We start from the raw sequence: 22916 nt of genomic DNA on the forward strand, positions 1-22916 counted from the left end.
GTGTCGTTATCGTCACGGGTCCCTTACCCAGAGACAACGACAATGAACATCGCCTTGGACTCCTTTGAGCAAGCCGTCGGCCTGGCGTTTGCTTCCCGGCCAACGCTGCGCGCTGTAGTGCATCAGCAATTGGTGCAGCGGCTGGCCAAGCAATACCCCGAAATCGACAAAAACTACCCGCAACTGCGCGAGTCAAGAGAGATTTATCTCTGTACGCGAGAGCCTGAAGATCTCGACACATTGACGATAATGTCACTGGCCGAAGTCTTTCTCGAAAAGCTCGTCTCGCAATCAACCTTCAATTTCACCGGGGTTGAGCTGACCAATTGTTTCCTGAGCTTTACCCCTACGCCCCGACCCATTTATGACCGCGACCCGGCCAGTGGTCTGGACAGACTTCTCGATCTGACCCTGGTCACTGACGCGCTCAATGAGTTGCTGGCCAATGTCGAGCCGTTTCTTCAACGCGCCCAGGTCGATTTCTGGCAGGCGCGAAGCCGTTCGGGTAGCACGCCTCTGCAGGAGGTGGGGCACATGCTCAAGGCCGCCCTGGCCAGCGGGGTTGAAGCACAAGGCCTGGATGATGAGCAGCGCAACTGCATCTATGCGCTGTTGGCAGCGAGTAACAGCACCAAGTGGCACAATCCCAGCGGGGTGCCTGAAGTTTTTTTGCTGGATGTCACGGTGGCTAGCGCCGAGGCCCGTTACCAGCAGTTGCTGCCGGACCTGTTGGTGACGCGGACATTGGGCAATCGCAACATCGTTCTGTTGTGCAAGCCCAGTGGGCGTATCGATGCCTTTGACTCGCTGGACAGCATGGCCCAGAACCTGAGTGATGGGCTGGCCCTTCAGTATCAGCTTGATTCATTCGCTTGGGATCGATACCCCATCACAACCGACATGTTTGCGATGCAGGGGGCAGTGCTCCTGAACCTGCTGCTTGAAGGTCTGGAGCCTGTGAACGGGCGGCATTTCAGCACCGTAGTCGAGCTGGAGCAGGGGTGCGCTGCCTTGACCGATCCAGCGTCTTTCTTCAGCGCACATCCTTACCGGCTCTTGCAGTTACGGCAGGGCGAATCCGAACTGCCGCAATGGTTGCGTCAAGCTTCCCTGGCGGATCGACTGGAGTACCGTGCGCGGGTGCTGGATCTGCTGGTCGCGCAAGCCAGCTCCAACGGCAAATCCTCCCTTGATGGCATCCTTGATCTACGCGCCTTTACGCGCAAGTCCCTGCTTGAACTGATGCGCGCTGACCATCTGACTGAGGCCAATTATGATGCCGACGACCTGGTGCTGGAGTTCTGGTTGGCGCGTGGAGTTGCGGGTACATCGTCAGGGAGCGTTGAGATCAAGCGGTTGTCCCTGACTGAATTTGCCATTGGCAACCTGGGCTCGGCCAAGGGCGCCAGGTTGGAAAAAATCACGCACAAAACCGACCAGCAGCTGTGGTCCTGGTTGACTACCGATTACCTGAAAGCGCTGGTGCAGCGTGCAGATATCGGTCGCACCTATCCCCAGTACCTGAGCAAAAGGCTTCAGGAAACGGACCAGAACGTCGAGCGGATAAGCCTGTTTGCCATGGAGCAGGCAAGCCAGTTGCCGCTCCTTGCGCTCAAGGCCAAGATCGATGGAGCGCTGTCTGAAACCGGTTACCAGCGTGTTGTCGCGTTCTTTCGAGCGGACAGCGGAGAGGGTCAAAGCCTGTTGGCGCCTTTGGCGTTCAAGCGTGAGGAGGCTGCCAGCGAAGCCGATCGGGTGACCAATACCTTTGTGTTTATCTCGGCGCACGCTGCGGGAAAGGTCGTGCTCTACCGGCCAATGAGCGCCGACAGACCGTTCCAGGAGTTTGCCAGCCAACAGGCGTTGCTTGAACAGATCCTCGCAGACGAGGGTCTGCAGCAAGGCATTTTGGCCTGGATGAGCAGCGACGCTCAGCGGGTATATGCCAATGGCGGTTTCCAGGAGCCGCATCTGCGTCGGCCTGTTCTCGATACTCAACTGGAACTGGAGCCCGTTCAGCCGGCACAGCTGGAGTTGCAGGGCTGGCAACCGGGAGCGGACACCAACTTGTACATGGCCAATACGCAGATGCTGGTGGAGCTGGCCGAGCGCGAGACGATCTCCAACGCCGAAGACCGCTGGGCGATGCTGCTCGAGGGTGCAGGCTTGTTGTTCAACCTGCTGTTCAGCGTGGCGACGCCGTTTTTACGGGGTCCAGTGGCTGTGCTTGCCTGGCTCGTTCAGGGCGCGCTGACGGTGCATGCTGATGCAGGTGCATTGAAAAATGGCAATGAGTTCGAAAAATCAACGGCAGTGGTCGATCTGCTGCTCAACCTGGTCATGGTGCTGTTTCACGCCAGCCTGCCGAAGGTCGAACCGCCAGTTGCCGCAGACAAGCGTGAGATCCCGGTCTTTGGTCCGGGGCGCCGGGTCATGCCGTCCGTGCCCCGGGTAACTGCTGTCCAGGGCAAAACCTTTCCACGCACTGCCCTGCGGGGGAAAGCGGACATGGAGCTGGACTTTTCCTGGTATGGGCCACGGGGGCTCAAGTCGAGCTCGATGGATTATCCTCGACCGCTCTCCAGTTACCGCTCAGCGACTTCACTGGAGAATCATTCGCCGTTGAGCCAAGGGCCGTACCGGGGGCTTTACCTGCTTGGGGAACGATACTACGCGTTGATCGAAGGTCATGTTTATGCCGTCAGGGCGGACGCCCAGGGGGTGCAGGTAGTCGACGAGCAAAGCCAGCCTGGCCCCTGGCTGACCCTGGACAACAATTCATGGCAGTTTGACCTGAGGCTGCGGCTCAGAGGAGGGGGCCCCAAGCGGCGAGTGGCGGGGCAACAGGACGTCAACCAGGAAGCGCTGCGCAAGCTGCAGTCCGAGATCGGTGAACTGGACCTGAAAAACAATGCGCTGGCTGCCCAACTGACACCGCAGTGGGCATCGATGGCGGAGCATTCGGGTGCGTTGCAGAAGTTGCTGAACCTGCGCGATAGCTTGCAGGCGCGTATTGATCAAGGCGATGGTGCTGTAGGCCTGGGCGCATTGGTCGACAGTACAAGTACGAAGATTGCTGATAAGAAGAGCATGCTGGACACGACACGCAGGGCGCTGATCGACACGTTGGAACAGTCAATCAATATTGACCTGAAGGTGGAGGTCAGCATGAAAGAGCTGCTCACGCCGAAGTTCGCCAAATTCATGCCCGAAGCCACGGCAATGCCGATGAAACAGCGACGGGGTACGGTACGTAGGCAGATCCTCAGGAACTATGTGTTACTCCATGATGAATTGCTACTGCTGGCCAGGTTCGATGAGGTAACTGCACTTCGCAACCAGGTTGTAACCTTGCCGGCCACCCCGGAACAGACTGCGGCGTACAACACCTACCGAGCAAGGCACATAGCGGTGGTGCCATTGCAGTTGCGTCTACTCGAGGTCATGGAAAAACTCGACGTGCTGCTGATTGATACATTGACCGACGGCACGATTGCCTATGACGGCAAGCAGGAGCAGGTTCACAGTATTGTTGGCCAGCGCTCAGTGACAACCCTGCAACTGAGAATCGGCCAGATCGCAGATCTTGCCGAACTCTCGCTTGAACGACTATCGGGCGCCGATGAGCAGACACTTGTTTCCACCAATGATTACCTGATTGGCAAGTCCGTCAGCGGTGCAGGCAGTACCCTGGATGAATTGATCAGCGGCAACTTTACCTCAGAAGAAACCATCAGCGGTCTGCAAAGCGTGCAGAGTGAGTATGCCAATGCCTTGACCATGGTCGACTATCTTGAGCGCTTTGGTGGTGTGGCGGTAAACAAGCAGGCACTCAATTATTACAAGGAGCAGGTGCGGCTGGTTAAAGCGACGGCGGAGTTGGAGCTGGAGGCGGCCGTTCGCGAGCAGCAATGGAAGACCCCGCTACCGTTCAAGCGCTTGCCGTACAAGCCACGGACCGGCATGCGTCGAGTGGTTCATTTGCGAGGAGGCAAAACACTGGTCGGCGAAGAGACGCAACTGCTCGGCGAGCCAGTGGTCGAGCAGCGTGACCCCGTGAGCAAAAAGGTGCTTGGCACCTACCACCAGCAGGGTGACGTCTGGGTCGAAGTGATGCCGGCCACGCTCCCGGTTGAGTCCGCGCCCGTGACCGCCAGTGAGCGGGCGCAGGCGCGTACCCAGGCTTCGCGCCTGAACAACGAGGTTGCCGGTGTAATCGCCCTGGCAAAGCGCTACATCGCCTCGAACGAACCACATAGCTTGTCTTTTGTCATCGAACGTCATGTCGAGAAACTGCAGCGCGTAGCCAAAATGCTTGAAGGCACAGACGCCGCAGCCAATGACAGTGCATTGCGAACAACTGTGGAGCAGAGCATCAGCCACTTGAATGAGCGCAAGCGCACTCTGCTGGTGACGCTGCATCTGGCCAGCAGTCGACCGACGGGTGAAAGTCTTGCCTACCTTCACGCTGAAGGGCAGATCACCATCGCAAGGACCGTTGAGCGCAAGAGGCTGGCAGCTGACGATTACCTGGATGTCTATGAGGTGCGCAAGGCGCAAGGGCCTGTGCGGGACAGCGGTGTATGGGAAGTGCATCTGCACTACAGCTCCCAGGCCGCCAACCGGCGTCAGTTCAGCAAAGGCCATCTGAAACTCTGGGCCGAGCGCACGTGGGGACGCGAGACGCAGTTGCAGGCGGCGAAGACTAACCAGCAGTTCCTGGAGATCTATCGGGCAGACCTGAAGGCCAGTCAGCTCGAACGAATCCTTCCCTGGGATTGACGAAGGCTCACTGGGCCGCACGAGCAGGGCTGTAAAGGCCCTGCTTGCCGTGAGCCGGCATCGCCCGATTGCCGCGCTCGGCGATCATCTGCGCAATTTCGATCCATTCGATGCCCTGGGCCTTGAGCTTGGGCAGTTCGCGCTCGAGCACTTCCAGGGTCTGTGGATAAGGATGGCCGATCAGCACTGCTGTGCCCTGCTTGCGCGCCAGGGCGATGCCCTGTTGCAGCTGGCCGGCAATGGCGTCGGTGGTGCGCACGTCATCGAGAAAGACATCCCGCGAGACGCTGGCCAGGCTGATGTCCTGCGCGGATTTGGCGGCTACCGTGGCGGCGCTGGTGCGGCTGTCGACGAAGAACAGGCCGCGGCGCTGCAATTCTCCCATCAACCAGGCCATAGCCGCAGGCTCGGCGGTCATGCGGCTGCCCATGTGGTTGTTGATGCCGACGGCATAGGGGACTTTGTCGAGCGCCGCGTTCAGCCGTCGTTCCAGCTCCGGCAGCGGCGTGCCGGGGTGCCAGGCATAAGGGCCGGTGGCCGGGTCCATGGGCATGTGCAGGATCACCGTCTTGCCGGCGCGATGGGCCTGGCGGGCGAAGTCGGTGGCATGCGGGGTATCGGGCATGATCGCCAGGGTCACCGGCCCGGGCAGGGCCAGGGTGCGTGAGTCGCGCGCAGGGTTCTGCCCCAGGTCGTCGATGATCAGTGTCAGGTAGGCCTTGCCCGTTTGAGCCGGCGCCGCCAGGGCGACGCCGCTCATCAGGTACAACAGGGCCAGCAGCAGGTACCGCATCAACTGGCCTTATTTACCCTGGGTGATGCTCAGGCCCTTGAGCAAGCTCAGGGCCTGGCTCAGCTGGTAGTCATCGTCCTGTGGGCGCGGCTTGGCGCTGCCGGCCTTGCCTGACGGACGGTCGGCGCCGCCGTTGCCGTTGCCCAGGTGACCCTGCAGGTCGGCTTCCTTGAAGTTCTCGCTGTCCTGCTCGGCAGTGATCTTGGCGCGGCGCACCTCGATGTCCGGGACGATGCCCTGGGCCTGGATCGAGCGGCCGTTGGGGGTGAAGTACAGCGCGGTAGTGATCTTCAGTGCGCGGTCGTTGTTCAGCGGCAGTACGGTTTGCACCGAGCCCTTGCCGAAACTGTCGGTGCCCATCAGCACGCCGCGTTTCTGGTCTTGCAGGGCGCCAGCGACAATTTCCGAGGCCGAGGCGCTGCCGCCGTTGATCAGCACCACCAATGGCACGCCTTCGCTGGCATCGGCCGGGTCGGCGGAGAAGCGCAGCTCGGAGTTGGCGATGCGGCCCTTGGTGTAGACGATCAGGCCCTTGGTGAGGAAGTGGTCGGCCACTTCCACGGCCGATTGCAGCACGCCGCCCGGGTTGTTGCGCAGGTCCAGGACCAGGCCGCGCAGCTTCTTGCCGTTGTCCTTGCGCAGCTTGGCCAGGGCCTTGCCGACTTCTTCGCCGGTCTTGACCTGGAACTGGGTGATGCGGATGTAGCCGTAGCCGTCTTCGAGCATCTGGCTCTTGACGCTCTTGACCTGGATGACCGCGCGGGCAAGGGTGACATCGAACGGGTTGCCGCCGTCGCGCACCAAAGTCAGGGTAATTTTCTCGCCGACCTTGCCGCGCATCTTGTCGACCGCTTCGGTCATGGTCTGGCCACGGGTCGGCTGGCCGTTGATCTTGACGATCAGGTCGCCAGCTTCTATGCCGGCGCGCGAGGCCGGGGTCTCGTCGATCGGCGAGACCACCTTGATGAAGCCGTCTTCCATGCCCACTTCGATGCCCAGGCCGCCGAACTCGCCGCTGGTGCTCTCCTGCAGTTCGAGGAAGTCTTCCGGGCCGAGGTAGGCCGAGTGCGGATCAAGGTTGCTAAGCATGCCCTTGATGGCGTTTTCCAGCAGGGTCTTGTCGTCTACCGGTTCGACATAAGCAGCCTTGATGCGGTCCATGACCTCGGCGAAGGTGCGCAGCTCTTCCAGCGGCAGCGGTGCCTTGGCCGAGGGTGCCGAGACCGTCGTCGCTGGAATCGCGGCGGGCTTGGCCGGCTCGGCCGCGCGGGCCAGGGGCGCGCCGAGGACCATGGCGATGGTCAGGGCCAGCGAGGTGAGGCGAGGCGATTGCAGCATGTCGAACGAACTCCTGATCCTGGTAGCGCTCCGTAGAGCATCGGCGCAGCCCGAAGTTGCGCTACGCCGTCAAATAAGGGGTGTTGCCTATCCCTGGGCACGGCACCATTGTGCGGGGTCACTGGGGCGGCCCTGCTGGCGGATGGCGAAATACAGCCCCGAGCTGTCCTGGCCACCGCTGTTGCCGACGGTGGAGATGGCCTCACCGGCCTTGACCACATCGCCGGCGCTCTTGAGCAGGCTCTGGTTATGGCCGTACAGGCTCAGGTAACCATTACCATGGTCGAGAATGACCAGAAGTCCAGCGCCGCGCAACCAGTCGGCAAACACTACCCGGCCGCCATGCACGGCGCGCACCTGGCTGCCTTGGGAGGCGCTGATCATTACCCCGTCCCACTTGGCCCGTGAGTCATCGCCGCGGGTTTCGCCAAAGCGTGCCAGCAATCGACCATTGACGGGCCATGGAAGTTTTCCCCGTGCAGCAGAAAAAGCCCCGCCGAAGGTTTCGCCGCTGCTGGACACCAGCGGGCCGGGAAGCGCCTTGGGCTTTTTCGGCGCGTCGCTGCTGTTGGCGGCGAGGGCTTCGCGCTGGCGTTGTTTTTCCGCTTCCTGGGCGGCGAGCAGGGCTTTTTGCCGTGCTTCTTCGGCCTCGCGGGCTTGACGGGCGAGGGTTTCCTCGATGGTCTTGAGCACCTTGCTCAGGTCGGCCTGGTCCTGCTCACGGGCCTGCAGCTTCTGGTCGCGGGCCTTGACGTCGTTGTTGAGCTTGGCCAGCACCTCTTTACGCTCGGTGCGGACTTTTTCCAGCGCCTGGCGCTGGCTGTCGAGGGTGCCTTGCTGGGCCAGCAACTGGGCCTGCTGCAGGTTGATGTCTTTTTCGACGTTGGCCAATTGGCGCAAGGTCTCGTTGAAATTACGCAGCTGGGTCAGGCGTGCCTGGCTCAGGTAATCGTAATAAGTCAGGGTGCGGGCGAATTTTTCTGGATTCTGCTGGTTGAGCAGCAGCTTCAGGTACTCCTCGCGGCCATTCTGGTAGGCCGAACGGGCCTGGATGGCGATCAGTCGTTGCTGTTCAATGCGGGCGCTCTGGAGTTTTTTTTTCTCGGTATCAAGGCGCTCCAGTTCGCCTTCGGTCTTTTTTAGTTCGAGTTGCAGGGCCTCCACCTGCTTTTCCAGCTTGCCGATGTCGGTTTCGGTTGAGCGCAGGTCTTTCTGCACGCCGGATTTTTCTTCCTGCAGCTTGCCAAGCATCTTTTTCAGCTCGGCGATGTCCTGGCGCGTAGCGTCCAGTTGCTGCTGGGTTTGCGCGCGCTCATCGGCAAAAGCCGGACTGAGCAGGCAAGACAGGGCGAGTACGATCAGGGCGCGAAACATGGGGTGGGCGGCACCAGGCATAGAGACTGGCCTAGTATGCCCGCCATAGGCGGCAAAAAAAACGGCTTTAACTACAAGCGGCAAGCCACAAGCGGCAAGAAAAGCGGGTCAATGGGCTCTTTCTTGCGGCTTGCAGCTTGTCGCTAACGGCTTTAGCCGTCGATCAGAATCGAGGTGCCAGTCATTTCTGCCGGTTTTTCCAGGCCCAGCAGCTTGAGCATGGTCGGCGCCACGTCGGCCAGCACGCCGCCTTCGCGGACCTGCACCTTGCGCTTGCCGACATAGATGAACGGTACCGGCTCGGTGGTGTGCGCAGTGTGCGCCTGGCCGGTGCATTCGTCTTCCATCTGCTCGACGTTGCCGTGGTCGGCGGTGATCAGCGCTTCGCCGCCGACCTTGTCCAGCGCCTCGACGATGCGCCCGACGCACAGGTCCAGGGCCTCGACGGCCTTGACTGCGGCCTCGAACACGCCGCTGTGGCCGACCATGTCGCCGTTGGCGTAGTTGACCACGATCACGTCGTAACGCTGCTGCTCGATGGCTTCGACAATGCGGTCGGTGACTTCCGGTGCGCTCATTTCCGGCTGCAGGTCATAGGTGGCGACCTTCGGCGACGGGATGAGGATGCGCTCTTCGCCTTCAAACGGCTCTTCGCGACCACCGGAGAAGAAGAAGGTGACGTGGGCGTATTTCTCGGTTTCGGCGATGCGCAGCTGGGTCTTGCCGTTTTTCGCCAGGTATTCGCCGAGCACATTGTTCAGGCTGCCAGGGGCAAAGGCGGCCGGGGCGGGGATTTTTGCCGAATACTGGGTCAGGCCGATGTAGGCGGCCAGTTTTGGCAGGCGTGCCCGTGGGAATTCGTTGAAGTCCGGCTCGACGAACACCCGCGACAGCTCGCGGGCGCGGTCGGCACGGAAGTTCATGAAGATTACCGCGTCGCCGTCTTCGACTTTTACCGCTTCGCCAATGCGCGTGGCCTTGACGAATTCGTCGCTCTCGTCGCGGGCGTAGGCGGCTTCAAGGCCGGCCAGGGCGGTGTCGGCGGTGAATTCGGCGCTGCTGTCGACGATCAGGTTGTAGGCAGCCGATACGCGGTCCCAGCGGTTGTCGCGGTCCATGGCGTAGTAGCGGCCGATCAGGCTGGCGATGCGGCCCTTGCCCAGTTTGGCGAAGGCGGCGTCGAGCAGTTCGATCGAGGATTGCGCGCTTTTCGGCGGGGTGTCGCGACCGTCGAGGAAGGCGTGCAGGTAGATTTTCTCGGCACCGCGTTTGGCGGCAAGCTCGGCCATGGCCACCAGATGGTCCTGGTGGCTGTGCACGCCGCCATCGGACAGCAGGCCAAGGATGTGCACCGCCTTGCCGGCGCCGACGGCCTTGTCGACCGCGCCGCACAGCACGGGGTTTGTGAAGAACTCGCCGTCCTTGATCGCCTTGGTCACCCGGGTGAAGTCCTGGTAAACCACGCGGCCAGCGCCGAGGTTCATGTGACCGACCTCGGAGTTGCCCATCTGCCCGTCCGGCAGGCCGACATCCATGCCGGAGCCAGAGATCAAGCCGTGCGGCTGGGTGGCGCGCAGGCGATCGTAGACTGGCGTGTTGGCCGAATAGATGGCGTTGTATTCGTGGCTTTCGCTGTGACCGAAACCATCGAGGATGATCAGGACCAAGGGTTTTGGCGTGCTCGTCATCAATCCCACACTCACGGTTGTTCAGATGATAAAGACACGCATTTTAGGGCAAATTGGCCAGGAATGACGAATTAACCTTGCAGGCCCGACGGCGCGGGCCGACGGGCTGTAGCCCGGCAATGAGAATTACTGGCGATTAGCCTGCCCGGCGGGCTTTGGCCGACCTTGGGGGCTGTGTATACTGGCCAACATTTTTAATGGCCTGGAACACCCTCCGATGGTTGCTCACCTGATTGAATTCGCAACAAATCACTATCTGCTGGTCGGTATCTTCGTCGTTCTGCTGGTTTTGCTGATCGTCACCGAAGCACGCAAGGGCGGCCGCAGCCTCAGCACTGGCGAACTGACCGCGCTGGTCAACGCCGACAAGGGCCTGGTGATCGACATCCGTTCGAGCAAGGACTACGCCGCCGGTCACATCGTGGGCGCCGTGAGCATTCCCCAGGACAAGGTCGCCGCGCGCATCGGCGAGCTGGAAAAGCACAAGGCCAACAAGACCCTGATCATCGTCGACGCCATGGGCCAGCACGCCGGCACCACCGCGCGCGAACTGCTCAAGGCCGGCTTCACCGCTGCCAAGCTGTCGGGCGGCGTGTCGAGCTGGAAGGCCGATAACCTGCCGTTGGTGAAGTGACATGAGCAACGTCATCGTCTACTCCAGCGATTACTGCCCTTACTGCTCGCGGGCAAAATACCTGCTTGAAAGCAAAGGCGTGGCCTTCGAAGAGATCAAGGTCGATGGCAAGCCTCAGGTGCGCGCCGAAATGAGCCGGAAGGCCGGTCGTACCTCGGTGCCGCAGATCTGGATCGGCTCCACCCACGTCGGCGGTTGCGACGACCTGTATGCCCTGGAGCGCGCCGGCAAGCTCGATGCGCTGCTCAAGGCCTGAATCAGAAAACCATTAAAGACTCTGGAAAGAAGGATCTGTCATGACTGATCAACAGAACAACGACGCCGCAGCCGCAGCCGACGACAACGCTCCGCAATTCTCCCTGCAGCGCATCTACGTGCGCGACCTGTCGTTCGAAGCGCCAAAAAGCCCGGCGATCTTCCGTCAGCAGTGGGAGCCAAGCGTTGCCCTGGACCTGAACACCAAGCAGAAAGGCCTGGAAGGCGACTTCCACGAAGTCGTGCTGACCCTGTCGGTGACCGTGAAGAACGGCGACGAAGTGGCCTTCATCGCTGAAGTGCAACAAGCCGGTATCTTCCTGATCAAGAACCTCGACCCGGCGTCGATGAGCCACACCCTGGGCGCGTTCTGCCCGAACATCCTGTTCCCGTACGCCCGTGAAGCGCTGGACAGCCTGGTGACCCGTGGTTCGTTCCCGGCGCTGATGCTCTCGCCGGTCAACTTCGACGCCCTGTACGCTCAGGAAATGCAACGCATGCAGGAAGCTGGCGAAGCCCCTTCGCTGCAATAAGCCTGTTGCGATGAAGCAAAAAGCGCCCCTCGGGGCGCTTTTTTCTTGGCTCAGGCAAACCCTTGCTGGCGCCAGGCTTCGTACACCGTCACCGCCACCGTGTTGGACAGGTTCAGGCTGCGGCAGCCCGGGCGCATCGGCAGGCGCAGGCGCTGCTCGGCGGGCAGGCTGTCCAGCACCTCGGCCGGCAGGCCACGGCTTTCCGGGCCGAACAGGAAGGCGTCGCCCGGCTGGAAGGCGGTTTCGTGGTAAGGGTGCGAGGCCTTCGTGGTGAAGGCGAACAGCCGCGGCTGGCCAAGGCTTTCCAGGCAACTGGGCAGGTCTGGGTGGCGCTTGAGCGTGGCATACTCGTGGTAGTCCAGACCGGCCCGGCGCAAGCGCTTGTCGTCCAGCTCGAAGCCGATCGGCTCGATCAGGTGCAGGTGGCAGCCGCTGTTGGCGCACAGTCTGATGATGTTGCCGGTATTCGGCGGAATCTCTGGTTGAAAGAGGATGACGTGAAACATGCACGGCTCCGAACATAAAGATGTCGAGCATTCTACTCCTGAACCGGACCCGCGTTCGCAGCTATGGCCGCGCGTGCTGTTTTCCCTGGCGCTGTTCGGCATGCTGGTGGGGCTGATGATTGGTCGCCTGACTGCGCCAGAGCCACGGGTGCTGGAGCAGGTCGAGGTGGTCGAGGCGGGGTTGAACCTGTGGTTCAACGAAGAACCCCAACTGCACGGCGAAGAAGTCGAAGGTACCCTGGCGCTGCTGTTCGAGGCCGAGGGCAAGGTTGCGCGGGGTCAGTTGCAGTTGCAGGGCAAACCGGTGAGCTGGCGGGTGCAGCACAGTGACGGTGGCTTGCTTGTGACCCTGGTCGCGGCCCGCCCTCTGCATGGCGAATGGGCCGGTGCAGAGGAGGGCGGACGCTGGCGGGTGCAGGTGAAACTGCGCGAATAAAAGAGGGGATTCCCCGGCCTGCCTGTACCAAGGTCCCCAAAACTGGAAGTACTGATACTAATGCAGGGTGTGTGCCAGTTTTGTTGCAGTGCGGGAAATGGCGGATTTTAAGGGCTTAGGCGAGGGTAGGCGGGGGAATTGTGCTTTGCTGCGGTGCGCAGGGCACAGGTTCGGTGCAAAAGCATCGCGGGGCAAGTCGGATCGCCGCAACGCCGCTCCCACACCAATTGGTAGGAGCGGGCTTGCCCCGCGATCAGGTTAACGCTCAGGCCTCGTCGTCACCGTCCTCGTCGCCGCCATCGACCTTCATCCCCAACTCCTTGATCTTGCGCGTCAGGGTGTTGCGGCCCCAGCCCAGCAGCACTGCGGCATCGCGGCGGCGGCCGGCGGTGTGCTTGAGGGCGGTCTCGATCATGATCCGCTCAAAACTCGGCACGGCGCTGTCGAGCAGGCTCGACTGGCCGCGGGCCAGGGCCTGGTCGGCCCATTGGCGCAGGGCCTGTTCCCAGTTGGTCACCGGCGCTGAATCTTGCGGCAGGTTGAGCAACTCGGGCGGCAGGTCGCCGATATGCACTTCGCGTCCGGAGGCCATCACCGTGATCCAGCGGCAGGTGTTTTCCAGCTGGCGCACGTTGCCCGGCCACGGCAGGTTGCGGATGAACTCCTCGGTTTCGGCCTTGAGCAGCTTGGGCTCCACCGCCAGTTCCTGGGCGGCGCGGCCGAGGAAGTGGCGGGCCAGGGTCGGGATGTCTTCGCGACGATCGGCCAGGCGCGGGATGTGGATGCGGATCACGTTCAGGCGGTGGAACAGGTCTTCGCGGAATTTGCCGGCCTGCACCAGGGTTTCCAGGTTCTGGTGGGTGGCGGCGATGATTCGCACATCAACCTTGACCGGCACATGGCCGCCTACCCGGTAGAACTCACCATCGGCCAGCACCCGCAGCAGGCGGGTCTGGGTATCGGCCGGCATGTCGCCGATCTCGTCGAGGAACAGCGTGCCGCCATCGGCCTGCTCGAAGCGTCCGCGGCGCAGGTTGGCAGCGCCGGTGAAGGCGCCTTTCTCGTGGCCGAACAGTTCCGATTCCATCAGGTCCTTGGGGATCGCCGCCATGTTCAAGGCGATGAACGGTGACGCCGCCCGTGGGCTGTGACGGTGCAGGGCGTGGGCGACCAGTTCTTTACCGGTACCGGACTCGCCGTTGATCAGCACGGTGATGTTGGAGTGGCTCAGGCGGCCGATGGCGCGGAACACCTCCTGCATTGCCGGTGCTTCGCCGATGATCTCCGGGGTGCGGGTCAGGCTCGGGGCGACGTCCAGGCCCTGTTGCTCCTGGGCGTGCTGGTTGGCGCGCTTGACCAGCGATACCGCCTCGTCGACATCGAATGGCTTGGGCAGGTATTCGAAGGCGCCGCCCTGATAGGACGCCACCGCGCTGTCGAGGTCGGAATGGGCGGTCATGATGATCACCGGCAGGCGCGGGTGCTGCTCGCGGATCTGCGCGAGCAAGTCCAGGCCGCTGGCGCCGGGCATGCGGATATCGGAAATGATCACGTCTGGCTGTTGCCGGGCCAGGCGGCTCATGACCCCGTCGGCGCTGTCGAAGCTCTGGGTGGTCATGCCTTCCTGTTGCAGGGCTTTTTCCAGCACCCAGCGGATGGAACGATCATCGTCGACGATCCAGACAGTTTCACTTCGGCTCATGAGGCGGTGGCTCCTTGTTCCAGCGGCAGGAAGATCGAGAAGGTGGTGTGGCCAGGGTGGCTGTCACATTCGATCAGGCCCTGGTGCTGGCTGATGATGTTCTGGGTAATGGCCAGGCCCAGCCCGGTACCGTCCGGGCGGCCGCTGACCATGGGGTAGAAGATGGTTTCCTGCAGTTCGGCAGGGATGCCCGGGCCGTTGTCGATGATCTCGATGCGGGCCACCAGGCGGTGACGGGTGTGGCCGATGGTGAACTGGCGCATGGCCCGGGTGCGCAGGCTGATGCGGCCCAGGCGCAGCTCGTTCTGGCCGCTGATGGCCTGCATGGCGTTGCGCACGATGTTGAGTACCGCCTGGATCATCTGTTCGCGGTCGATCAGCACGTCCGGCAGGCTCGGGTCGTAATCGCGCACCAGGGTAATGCCACCCTGGCTTTCGGCCTCGACCAGGCTGCAGACCCGCTCCAGCACCTCATGAATATTGGTCAGGGCCAGCGACGGCAGCTTGTTCGAGCCGAGCATGCGGTCGACCAGGTTGCGCAGGCGGTCGGCCTCTTCAATGATCACATTGGTGTAATCCTTCAGGCCTTCCTCGGGCAGTTCGCGGGCCAGCAGCTGGGCGGCGCCGCGAATGCCACCGAGCGGGTTCTTGATCTCGTGGGCCAGGCCGCGCACCAGCATCTTGGTGGTTTCCTGCTTGGACAGCTGGGCCTCTTCCTTGGTGATGCGCAGCAGGCGGTCACGCGGGTGCACTTCGAGCAGCAGCAGGGTCGCGCCCTTGCTGAGGATCGGCGTTACCGCGTAGTCGACGGTCTGGGTCTGGCCGGTCAGCGAGGTCAGTTGCGCTTCGCGCTTGGTGAAGGGGTGCGCCTGTTCCACTGCCTGGCGCAGGGAGTTCAGCGCCTCGGGCGATTCGGTGAACAGCTCGCTGATGAACTGACCATGGCTGCGCTGGCCGCTGATGGCCAGGAGCATCTCCGCTGCCGGGTTCATGTACTCAAGGCGCAACTCGGCGTCGAGCAGGATGGTGGCGGTGGTCAGGTTGTCCAGTAGCAGTCGGTGCAGTGCATCGCTGATGGTCATGGGGCGTCGTTGACCTCTTTTGGCTCATACAACCTCGGCCTGGGCCCAAGTCGCGGTCGCTGGTAATCCGCTGGTACAAAGAAAATGCAAAAAGCAAACCAAGGCTCCGAAAAGAAGCGGAATTTCCGGATTAAGACCTGTATTTGCGCGAAAAATGCCTACAAAGTCCTGAGATCACGCTTTTTGTGAACCAAAATGGGCTGAGTTGCTCAGGTGCAGGCAGATGCGTGCACCAATATAGAGCATAGAGGAAGGATTACTGCGGCGAGCACAAATGCGTGGTGGCGCGGATCAGCGCCAAGGATTGCTGCGGGTCTCGGGCTCGTTGCGCGATGGCCTGGGCAAGGGTTGCCGGGCAGTGGGCCGGGCGGTTGCGATCAAACTCGGCCAACTGGCTGAGCAGGGTGCGCTGCAGGCGATCCAGCTGCGGGCGCAACTGGCTGCCCAGATCGACCCGCGGGGTTTGCGGTGCGCTGCCGACGGCATGCCAGCGCGACAGCGCGCTGTACTGCAGCAGCTTGTTGGCTTCGATCTGATCGGCGAAGAACAGCGCTGCCCGTTGCCCGTCGACACCAAAGCGCAGGGCCTGGGACTGGGCATTGGCAATCACCTGCTGCTCGCGTTCAGGCGCTTCTACTGGCTGGCCCGAGTCCCATTTGTTCAGGGCAACCGCGTGGGCGATGTGCAGGCGCTGGTCGATGCTATCGAGCAAGGCGGCGAGTGGTGTGCTGGCTGGCGCAGGCTGGGAAAGCGGCACACCCTGGCTGCCGGCATAAAAAACAATCAGTTCGGCCGCTTGCGCGCCTGTACGCCCGCGATGCACGCCATCGACGATCTCGGCGAGGGCGTCTCCGGCCTTGATGCTTACCTGTTTGTTGCTGTCGCGAGTTTCCACCAGCAGTTCACCTGCAAGCAGGTAGCCGGCGTTGGGCAGCGGATGGCTGTGCCAGTCGAGGGTTGTTTCAGGCGGAATGTGGATTTTAACCAGGGTCAGCTCCGCTGGGCCGTCGGGGTAGCGCGGGTAGGGGCTGCCGTCCCAGGCGGTGTTGGTGCGTAGCAGCACCTGTGATTCGAGCGGTGCTGGCGGGGTACTGCAGCCTGTCAGCAAGGCAAGCAGGGTGAGTGTGATCGGGGTGCGGGTCATGATGGGCTCGGGCGTGGATTGCTGAGCCAGCATGGTCGAGGTCAGGAGGCTGACCTATCGGGAACATCTGAAGAATATGTATGAAAAAGGCCTCCCGAAGGAGGCCTTTTTTTCAAGCTACGCCGCTTGCGCGAGCGTCACTGGCTTAGCAGCTGTAGTACAGCTCGTATTCCAGTGGGTGTACGAAGGTGCGGACCTTGATTTCTTCTTCGCTTTTCAGCGCGATGTAGGCATCGATGAAGTCGTCGGAGAACACACCGCCCTTGGTCAGGAACGCACGGCCCTTGTCCAGCTCTTCCAGGGCTTCTTTCAGGCTGCCGCAAACCTGTGGGATCTCTTTCGCCTCTTCAGGCGGCAGGTCGTACAGGTTCTTGTCGGCGGCATCGCCTGGGTGGATCTTGTTCTGGATACCGTCCAGGCCGGCCATCATCAGTGCTGCGAAGCACAGGTACGGGTTGGCAGCCGGGTCCGGGAAGCGCGCTTCGATGCGGCGGGCTTTCGGGCTGGAAACGTACGGGATGCGGATCGAGGCGGAACGGTTGCGCGCCGAGTAGGCCAGCATGACCGGTGCTTCGAAGCCTGGTACCAGACGCTTGTAGGAGTTGGTAGCCGGGTTGGTGAAGCCGTTCAGGGCCTTACCGTGCTTGATGATACCGCCGATGAAGTACAGGGCGGTGTCGGACAGGCCGGCATAGCCTTCGCCGGAGAAGGTGTTCTTGCCATCTTTGGAGATGGACATGTGCACGTGCATACCCGAGCCGTTGTCACCGTACAGTGGCTTAGGCATGAAGGTAGCGGTGCGGCCGTAGGCGTCGGCAACGTTGTGCACGCAGTATTTGAGGGTCTGAACTTCGTCAGCCTTCTTCACCAGGGTGTTGAACTGCACACCGATTTCGTTCTGGCCGGCAGTGGCCACTTCGTGGTGGTGGACTTCGATGACCAGGCCCATTTCTTCCATGGCGTTGCACATGGCAGTACGGATTTCGTGGTCGTGGTCGAACGGTGGTACCGGGAAGTAGCCGCCTTTGACGCCTGGACGGTGGCCTTTGTTGCCGCCTTCGACGTCCTGGTCGGACATCCACGAGCCTTGCTCGGAGTAGATCTTGAACATCGAGCCGGAGATGTCGGACTTGAACTTCACTTCGTCGAAGATGAAGAACTCAGGCTCTGGGCCGACGAACACGGTGTCACCGATACCGGTGGTCTTCAGGTACTCTTCGGCGCGGCGGGCGATGGCGCGTGGGTCGCGGTCGTAGCCTTGCATGGTCGAAGGTTCGATGATGTCGCAGACCAGGATCAGGGTCGGCTCTTCGGTGAACGGGTCGAGCACGGCGGAGGAGTCGTCCGGCATCAGGATCATGTCGGAGGCTTCGATGCCTTTCCAGCCAGCGATGGAGGAACCGTCGAACATCTTGCCGGCTTCGAAGAAATCTTCATCCAGCGCATCACGAGCTGGCATGGTCACGTGGTGCTGAGTGCCTTTGGTGTCTGTGAAGCGCAGATCAATCCATTTAACGTCATGATCTTTGATGAGTTGAACCGACTTCGACATAGTGTCCTCCGGGTGGGGTAGAGCTTGCCTGTGCAGCCCTTTAATTTGGGTGATGCCGGGCGCGAATAGTCGGCCAAGGCAACCTGCCTCACAAGGGAGCAAATTGCATGCCAGTGCCCCGAGTTGGGATTTTTGCCCCAAACCCAAGCGTTTTCGCCCGATTCGCTGAAATCAGCGGTTTTTTCTGCACCCTTACGATGCGCTAAACAGCCATGATGCACCATAACGGTGCGATAAAAACCTTCTGTACAAAAGTTGCTCAAAGCTTGAGCAATTTCCGCTATAATCCGCGCCCCACTTTTTTAGTCGGCACCTCGCGCGCTGTTTTTCATGAAACTAATCGTAAAAGTCTTCCCAGAGATCACCATCAAGAGCCGGCCGGTTCGCAAGCGCTTCATCCGACAACTGGCCCGCAACATCCGCAACGTGCTCAAGGACCTCGATCCTGCGCTCGCGGTTAACGGTGTCTGGGATAACCTCGAAGTGATCACTCACATCGAGGACGAGAAGGTCCTGCGCGAGATGACCGAGCGTCTGAGCTGCACGCCGGGCATTGCCCATTTCCTGCAGGTCGACGAATACCCGCTGGGTGATTTCGACGACATCGTCGCCAAGTGCAAGCAGCACTTCGGTCACCTGCTGGCGGGCAAGCGCTTCGCCGTACGCTGCAAGCGCGGCGGTCACCACGATTTCACCTCGATGGACGTCGACCGCTACGTCGGCAGCCAGCTGCGCCAGCAGTGCGGCGCCGCCGGTATCGATCTGCGCACGCCTGAAGTCGAAGTGCGCATCGAGGTGCGCGACAAGCGCCTGTACGTCATCCACAACCAGCACAAAGGCATCGGCGGTTACCCGCTGGGCGCGCTGGAGCAGACCCTGGTGCTGATGTCCGGTGGTTTCGACTCTACCGTCGCCGCCTACCAGATGATGCGTCGCGGCCTGATGACCCACTTCTGCTTCTTCAACCTTGGTGGCCGCGCCCACGAGCTGGGGGTGATGGAAGTCGCCCACTTCCTGTGGAAAAAGTACGGCAGCAGCCAGCGCGTGCTGTTCGTCAGCGTGCCGTTCGAAGAAGTGGTCGGCGAGATCCTCGGCAAGGTCGACAACAGCTACATGGGCGTGACCCTCAAGCGCATGATGCTGCGCGCGGCGACCAACATCGCCGACCGCCTGCAGATCGACGCCCTGGTGACCGGTGAAGCCATCTCCCAGGTCTCGAGCCAGACCCTGCCGAACCTTGCGGTGATCGACTCGGCCACCGAGAAGCTGGTGCTGCGCCCGCTGCTGGCCAGCCACAAGCAGGACATCATCGACCAGGCCCAGCAGATCGGCACCGCCGAGTTCGCCAAGCACATGCCTGAATACTGCGGCGTGATTTCGGTGAACCCGACCACTTGCGCCAAGCGTCATCGCCTCGAGCATGAAGAGAAGCAGTTCGACATGGCGGTGCTCGAGCGTGCCCTGGAGCGCGCTCGGCTGATCTCCATCGACCACGTGATCGATGAACTCAGCCAGGATATCCAGATCGAAGAAGTCAGCCAGGCGCTGGCCGGGCAGGTGGTGATCGACATTCGCCACCCTGATGCCCAGGAAGACCAGCCCCTGGAACTGGACGGCATCGAGGTCCAGGCCTTGCCGTTCTACGCCCTGAACAGTCGCTTCAAGGAGCTGGATGCCACGCGCCAGTACCTGCTGTATTGCGACAAGGGAGTAATGAGTCGCCTGCATGCCCATCATCTGCTCAGTGAGGGACATGCCAATGTGCGCGTTTATCGTCCGACATAAGACGCCGGGGCTATATGGCGGGAGCATCCGCCATCGCCCTCCCGACCACCGGGCCGTTTGAGCGCCATTCATTCATATTCGCCGCCTAGACTGGGCGGCAACCCGAATCCTCTGATCGAGATACACACGTGATCGAAAATCTGCGTAACATCGCCATCATCGCCCACGTTGACCATGGTAAAACCACCCTGGTCGACAAACTCCTGCGTCAGTCCGGCACTCTGGAGCGTAACGAGCTCAACGACGAGCGCGTCATGGACTCCAACGACCAGGAAAAAGAGCGCGGTATTACCATTCTGGCGAAAAACACCGCCATCAACTGGAACGGCTACCACATCAACATCGTCGACACCCCCGGCCACGCCGACTTCGGTGGCGAGGTTGAACGTGTAATGTCGATGGTCGACTCCGTACTGCTGCTGGTCGACGCTCAAGACGGCCCTATGCCGCAAACCCGTTTCGTGACCAAGAAGGCTTTCGAAGCCGGCCTGCGTCCAATCGTGGTGATCAACAAGGTCGACCGTCCGGGCGCGCGTCCTGACTGGGTTCTGGACCAGATCTTCGATCTGTTCGACAACCTCGGTGCCACCGACGAACAGCTGGACTTCAAAGTCGTCTACGCCTCGGCCCTGAACGGCATTGCCGGTCTGGACCACACCGAAATGGCCGAAGACATGACCCCGCTGTACCAGTCGATCGTCGACAACGTACCGGCCCCTGCTGTTGACCGTGACGGTCCGTTCCAGATGCAGATCTCGGCACTGGACTACAACAGCTTCCTCGGTGTTATCGGTGTTGGCCGTATCGCTCGCGGTCGCGTCAAGCCGAACACCCCGGTGGTGGCTATCGACGTCGATGGCAAGAAGCGCAACGGTCGTATCCTCAAGCTGATGGGTCACCACGGCCTGCACCGCGTTGACGTCGAAGAAGCCCAGGCTGGCGACATCGTCTGCATCAGCGGTTTCGACGAGCTGTTCATCTCCGACACCCTGTGCTCCCCGGACGCAGTTGAAGCGATGAAGCCGCTGACCGTTGACGAGCCAACCGTTTCGATGACCTTCCAGGTCAACGACTCGCCGTTCTGCGGTAAAGAAGGCAAGTTCGTGACTTCCCGCAACATCAAGGAACGTCTGGACAAAGAGCTGCTGTACAACGTTGCACTGCGCGTTGAAGAAGGCGACTCGGCTGACAAGTTCAAGGTCTCCGGCCGTGGTGAGCTGCACCTCTCGGTTCTGATCGAAACCATGCGTCGCGAAGGCTTCGAAATGGGTGTTGGTCGTCCGGAAGTGATCATCCGTGAAGTCGACGGTGCCAAGCACGAGCCGTTCGAAAACGTCACCATCGACATCCCTGAAGACTCCCAGGGCAAGGTCATGGAAGAAATGGGTCTGCGTAAAGGCGACCTGACCAACATGGTTCCGGATGGCAAGGGCCGTGTACGCCTGGAATACAACATTCCAGCCCGTGGTCTGATCGGTTTCCGTAACCAGTTCCTGACCCTGACCAACGGTGCAGGCATCCTGACCTCGATCTTCGACCGTTACGCTCCGATGAAGTCCGGCCACATGTCCGGCCGTCAGAACGGCGTACTGGTTTCGGTTGAAACCGGCAAGGCCCTGACCTACTCCCTGGAAACCCTGCAGGCGCGCGGCAAGCTGTTCGTCGAGCACGGCCAGGAGATCTACAACGGTCAGATCGTTGGTCTGAACAGCCGTGACAACGACCTGGGCGTCAACCCTACCAAGGGCAAGAAGCTCGACAACATGCGTGCTTCGGGTAAAGACGAAACCATCGCCCTGGTTCCACCTGTTCGTTTCACCCTGGAACAGGCTCTGGAATTCATCCAGGACGACGAGCTGTGCGAAGTGACCCCTAAGTCGATCCGTCTGCGCAAGAAGATCCTCGACGAAGGCGAGCGTACCCGCGCTGCCAAGAAAGCCAAGAACTGAGTCTTAGTTCCGGCTGAATGAAAACGCCCCCGGTCGCAAGGCCGGGGGCGTTTTTTTGTGCGCGGAAAGTGTGAATCAGCCGAAGGACTGTTCGAACGGCGCGGCGCTGGCGCGGATGGCAGCAGCTATGTCCGGTGCTTGTTCCGTCAGCTCCTGATGATGCAGCAGTGTGCCTTCGACGGCTTGCAGGATTGCCTGGATGCGGCTTTTGGGGTCACTGACATGGCAGCGTTTGGCGAAGTCGAGAATAGCCTTGACGGTTGCTACCTTGGCCAGGCGATTGCGCAGTTGCTCCAGTACATAGCCTTCGGGCAGGTTCATCTGGAAAATCGGATGAAGGTCCCTGGATACGAAGTCGTCGCGGCGAGGGGGCATGGTCATGCTCACCGCAATCGAGGCCGAGGATGAGTCGCTATAGCGAAAGACGTAGTCGCCGTTTGGCTGCTGGTAAATCTTGCCGCTGACGCCTTGAGGCGTTGACACCAGCAGCTCGTCTGCCGCGCTCACCGGAACACGTCCTCAAGCTCATCCAGGGTCGGCAGGGACTTTGCCACGACCTCGACGTCGCAGCCGAGGGCATTCAATGCTCTGCTGTAAAACGAGATAGCGACGGTGCTTGAGCCCTGCTCGATCTCACTGAGCTTCTGCCGAGTGATGCCGATACGTTCCGCCAGTTGCACTTTGGTCAGGCCGCGGCGTTTTCTCATCTGCTCGATGCTGTGCCCGATGCGCTGGGAAATTAGCGTGGTCTGCATGTTACGTATCCATAACATTAGCTGGTTAATGTCAGGTAAACATAACATGGTGTCATCGTCAAACGCCCAGCTCGCTTCGGTCGGGCGTTCCGATCAGTGGTCGTCGCTTAGCGCGAGCGCACCGCAGGCTTGGGGATATATGCGCAATACCCCGGCCGCGGGCCGATCCGTGGATGGTTGCGGCAGGTGTCCGGGCGCTTGTCGTAAATGGTGCACATGCGACTTTTACGGTCCAGGTACAGGCAATCGTCGTTGCTCATCTGCGCCAGGGTGAAAATCCCCGACTTCTGGTTGAAGCGCTGGATGATCCCGTCCTTCTGCAAGCGCTTGGCAATGTTCTTCGGCGGCTCGCCCACCTCGAACTCATCCACCACGCCCATGCGGATCAGGTCTTTGATTTTCACTTCCGTCGGTAAGGTGCAGCAGGTCGAGTTGCAGCCTCCGCACATATGGCTTTGGTACTTCTGCCAGGTTTCCAGTCGGTCGACTTCGGCGGCGGCAATCAGGGTCGGTTTCATCGGGCTCAGGCTAGAAGAGTCTTGTGGGCGCGCGATGATACCGGAGTTGATCAAATTGTGAACAACCATTTGCCGCTTTATTCCGGGTTT

General features: G+C 61.0%; 19 protein-coding genes. 7 read left to right on the forward strand and 12 right to left on the reverse strand.

The window, feature by feature from the left end; all coding sequences use genetic code 11:
• The first annotated feature begins 42 nt into the window (after nucleotides 1-42).
• A complete protein-coding gene (locus LOY37_RS01615) occupies nucleotides 43-4782 on the forward strand; it encodes a dermonecrotic toxin domain-containing protein (RefSeq protein WP_258716191.1) in 4740 nt (1579 codons plus the stop codon).
• 7 nt (nucleotides 4783-4789) lie between these two features.
• Here LOY37_RS01615 and LOY37_RS01620 read toward each other — a convergent pair whose 3' ends face one another.
• The 4 genes from LOY37_RS01620 to gpmI all read right to left on the reverse strand — a co-directional run bounded on the left by LOY37_RS01620 (nucleotide 4790) and on the right by gpmI (nucleotide 9975).
• Nucleotides 4790-5575: a divergent polysaccharide deacetylase family protein gene (locus tag LOY37_RS01620; RefSeq protein ID WP_258716192.1), complete on the reverse strand. Its 786-nt coding sequence runs from the start codon at nucleotides 5573-5575 to the stop codon at nucleotides 4790-4792.
• A gap of 9 nt (nucleotides 5576-5584) precedes the next feature.
• Nucleotides 5585-6913, reverse strand: coding sequence for a S41 family peptidase (locus tag LOY37_RS01625; RefSeq protein WP_045193911.1), 1329 nt, complete (start codon nucleotides 6911-6913; stop codon nucleotides 5585-5587).
• Between the two features lie 87 nt (nucleotides 6914-7000).
• Complete coding sequence (locus LOY37_RS01630; protein WP_258608968.1) at nucleotides 7001-8287, reverse strand: murein hydrolase activator EnvC; 1287 nt, start codon at nucleotides 8285-8287, stop codon at nucleotides 7001-7003.
• 152 nt (nucleotides 8288-8439) lie between these two features.
• Nucleotides 8440-9975, reverse strand: a complete 1536-nt coding sequence (gene gpmI / locus LOY37_RS01635; RefSeq protein ID WP_093377059.1) for a 2,3-bisphosphoglycerate-independent phosphoglycerate mutase — start codon at nucleotides 9973-9975, stop codon at nucleotides 8440-8442.
• Nucleotides 9976-10192: 217 nt separating this feature from the next.
• Here gpmI and LOY37_RS01640 point away from each other — a divergent pair, with 217 nt between their 5' ends.
• The 3 genes from LOY37_RS01640 to secB are packed head-to-tail and all read left to right on the forward strand — an operon-like array spanning nucleotide 10193 to nucleotide 11397.
• Entirely contained in the window at nucleotides 10193-10609 is a 417-nt protein-coding gene (locus LOY37_RS01640; RefSeq protein ID WP_258716193.1) for a rhodanese-like domain-containing protein, read from the forward strand.
• Between the two features lies 1 nt (nucleotide 10610).
• Nucleotides 10611-10865: a glutaredoxin 3 gene (grxC, locus tag LOY37_RS01645; protein WP_258716194.1), complete on the forward strand. Its 255-nt coding sequence runs from the start codon at nucleotides 10611-10613 to the stop codon at nucleotides 10863-10865.
• 40 nt (nucleotides 10866-10905) lie between these two features.
• A complete protein-coding gene (gene secB, locus LOY37_RS01650) occupies nucleotides 10906-11397 on the forward strand; it encodes a protein-export chaperone SecB (RefSeq protein WP_045193907.1) in 492 nt (163 codons plus the stop codon).
• 50 nt (nucleotides 11398-11447) lie between these two features.
• Here secB and LOY37_RS01655 read toward each other — a convergent pair whose 3' ends face one another.
• Nucleotides 11448-11903 carry a tRNA (cytidine(34)-2'-O)-methyltransferase gene (locus tag LOY37_RS01655; RefSeq protein ID WP_195885493.1) on the reverse strand — a complete coding sequence of 152 codons (456 nt, stop codon included), beginning with the start codon at nucleotides 11901-11903 and terminating at the stop codon, nucleotides 11448-11450.
• On the opposite strand from LOY37_RS01655, the gene LOY37_RS01660 reads away from it, so the two are divergent.
• Entirely contained in the window at nucleotides 11902-12339 is a 438-nt protein-coding gene (locus tag LOY37_RS01660) for a hypothetical protein (RefSeq protein WP_195885494.1), read from the forward strand. The genes LOY37_RS01655 and LOY37_RS01660 overlap by 2 nt on opposite strands.
• A 265-nt stretch (nucleotides 12340-12604) precedes the next feature.
• Here LOY37_RS01660 and ntrC read toward each other — a convergent pair whose 3' ends face one another.
• The 4 genes from ntrC to glnA form a co-directional block, all read right to left on the reverse strand.
• Nucleotides 12605-14041 (reverse strand): nitrogen regulation protein NR(I), encoded by a 1437-nt coding sequence (gene ntrC / locus LOY37_RS01665; RefSeq protein ID WP_093377053.1) that lies wholly within the window; start codon nucleotides 14039-14041, stop codon nucleotides 12605-12607.
• Complete coding sequence (gene glnL, locus LOY37_RS01670; RefSeq protein ID WP_045193903.1) at nucleotides 14038-15123, reverse strand: nitrogen regulation protein NR(II); 1086 nt, start codon at nucleotides 15121-15123, stop codon at nucleotides 14038-14040. Before glnL ends, ntrC begins: the two co-directional genes overlap by 4 nt.
• Before the next feature lie 256 nt (nucleotides 15124-15379).
• A complete protein-coding gene (locus LOY37_RS01675; RefSeq protein WP_258716195.1) occupies nucleotides 15380-16267 on the reverse strand; it encodes a chorismate mutase in 888 nt (295 codons plus the stop codon).
• 145 nt (nucleotides 16268-16412) lie between these two features.
• Entirely contained in the window at nucleotides 16413-17819 is a 1407-nt protein-coding gene (glnA, locus tag LOY37_RS01680; protein WP_038997584.1) for a glutamate--ammonia ligase, read from the reverse strand.
• Between the two features lie 330 nt (nucleotides 17820-18149).
• Here glnA and thiI point away from each other — a divergent pair, with 330 nt between their 5' ends.
• Together thiI and typA are read left to right on the forward strand one after the other, a co-directional pair.
• Nucleotides 18150-19604: a tRNA uracil 4-sulfurtransferase ThiI gene (gene thiI / locus LOY37_RS01685; protein ID WP_093377039.1), complete on the forward strand. Its 1455-nt coding sequence runs from the start codon at nucleotides 18150-18152 to the stop codon at nucleotides 19602-19604.
• A gap of 128 nt (nucleotides 19605-19732) precedes the next feature.
• Entirely contained in the window at nucleotides 19733-21553 is a 1821-nt protein-coding gene (gene typA / locus LOY37_RS01690) for a translational GTPase TypA (protein ID WP_045193901.1), read from the forward strand.
• Between the two features lie 75 nt (nucleotides 21554-21628).
• Here typA and LOY37_RS27430 read toward each other — a convergent pair whose 3' ends face one another.
• From LOY37_RS27430 to LOY37_RS01705, 3 genes are all read right to left on the reverse strand, one after another.
• Nucleotides 21629-22060 (reverse strand): HipA N-terminal domain-containing protein, encoded by a 432-nt coding sequence (locus tag LOY37_RS27430; RefSeq protein WP_408980680.1) that lies wholly within the window; start codon nucleotides 22058-22060, stop codon nucleotides 21629-21631.
• Entirely contained in the window at nucleotides 22057-22308 is a 252-nt protein-coding gene (locus LOY37_RS01700; RefSeq protein ID WP_123564854.1) for a helix-turn-helix transcriptional regulator, read from the reverse strand. The genes LOY37_RS27430 and LOY37_RS01700 overlap by 4 nt, the downstream gene beginning before the upstream one ends.
• 107 nt (nucleotides 22309-22415) lie before the next feature.
• Entirely contained in the window at nucleotides 22416-22826 is a 411-nt protein-coding gene (locus LOY37_RS01705) for a YkgJ family cysteine cluster protein (protein ID WP_230090916.1), read from the reverse strand.
• Between the last annotated feature and the right edge of the window lie 90 nt (nucleotides 22827-22916).

This window comes from Pseudomonas sp. B21-012, assembly GCF_024749305.1.
Lineage (GTDB): Bacteria > Pseudomonadota > Gammaproteobacteria > Pseudomonadales > Pseudomonadaceae > Aquipseudomonas.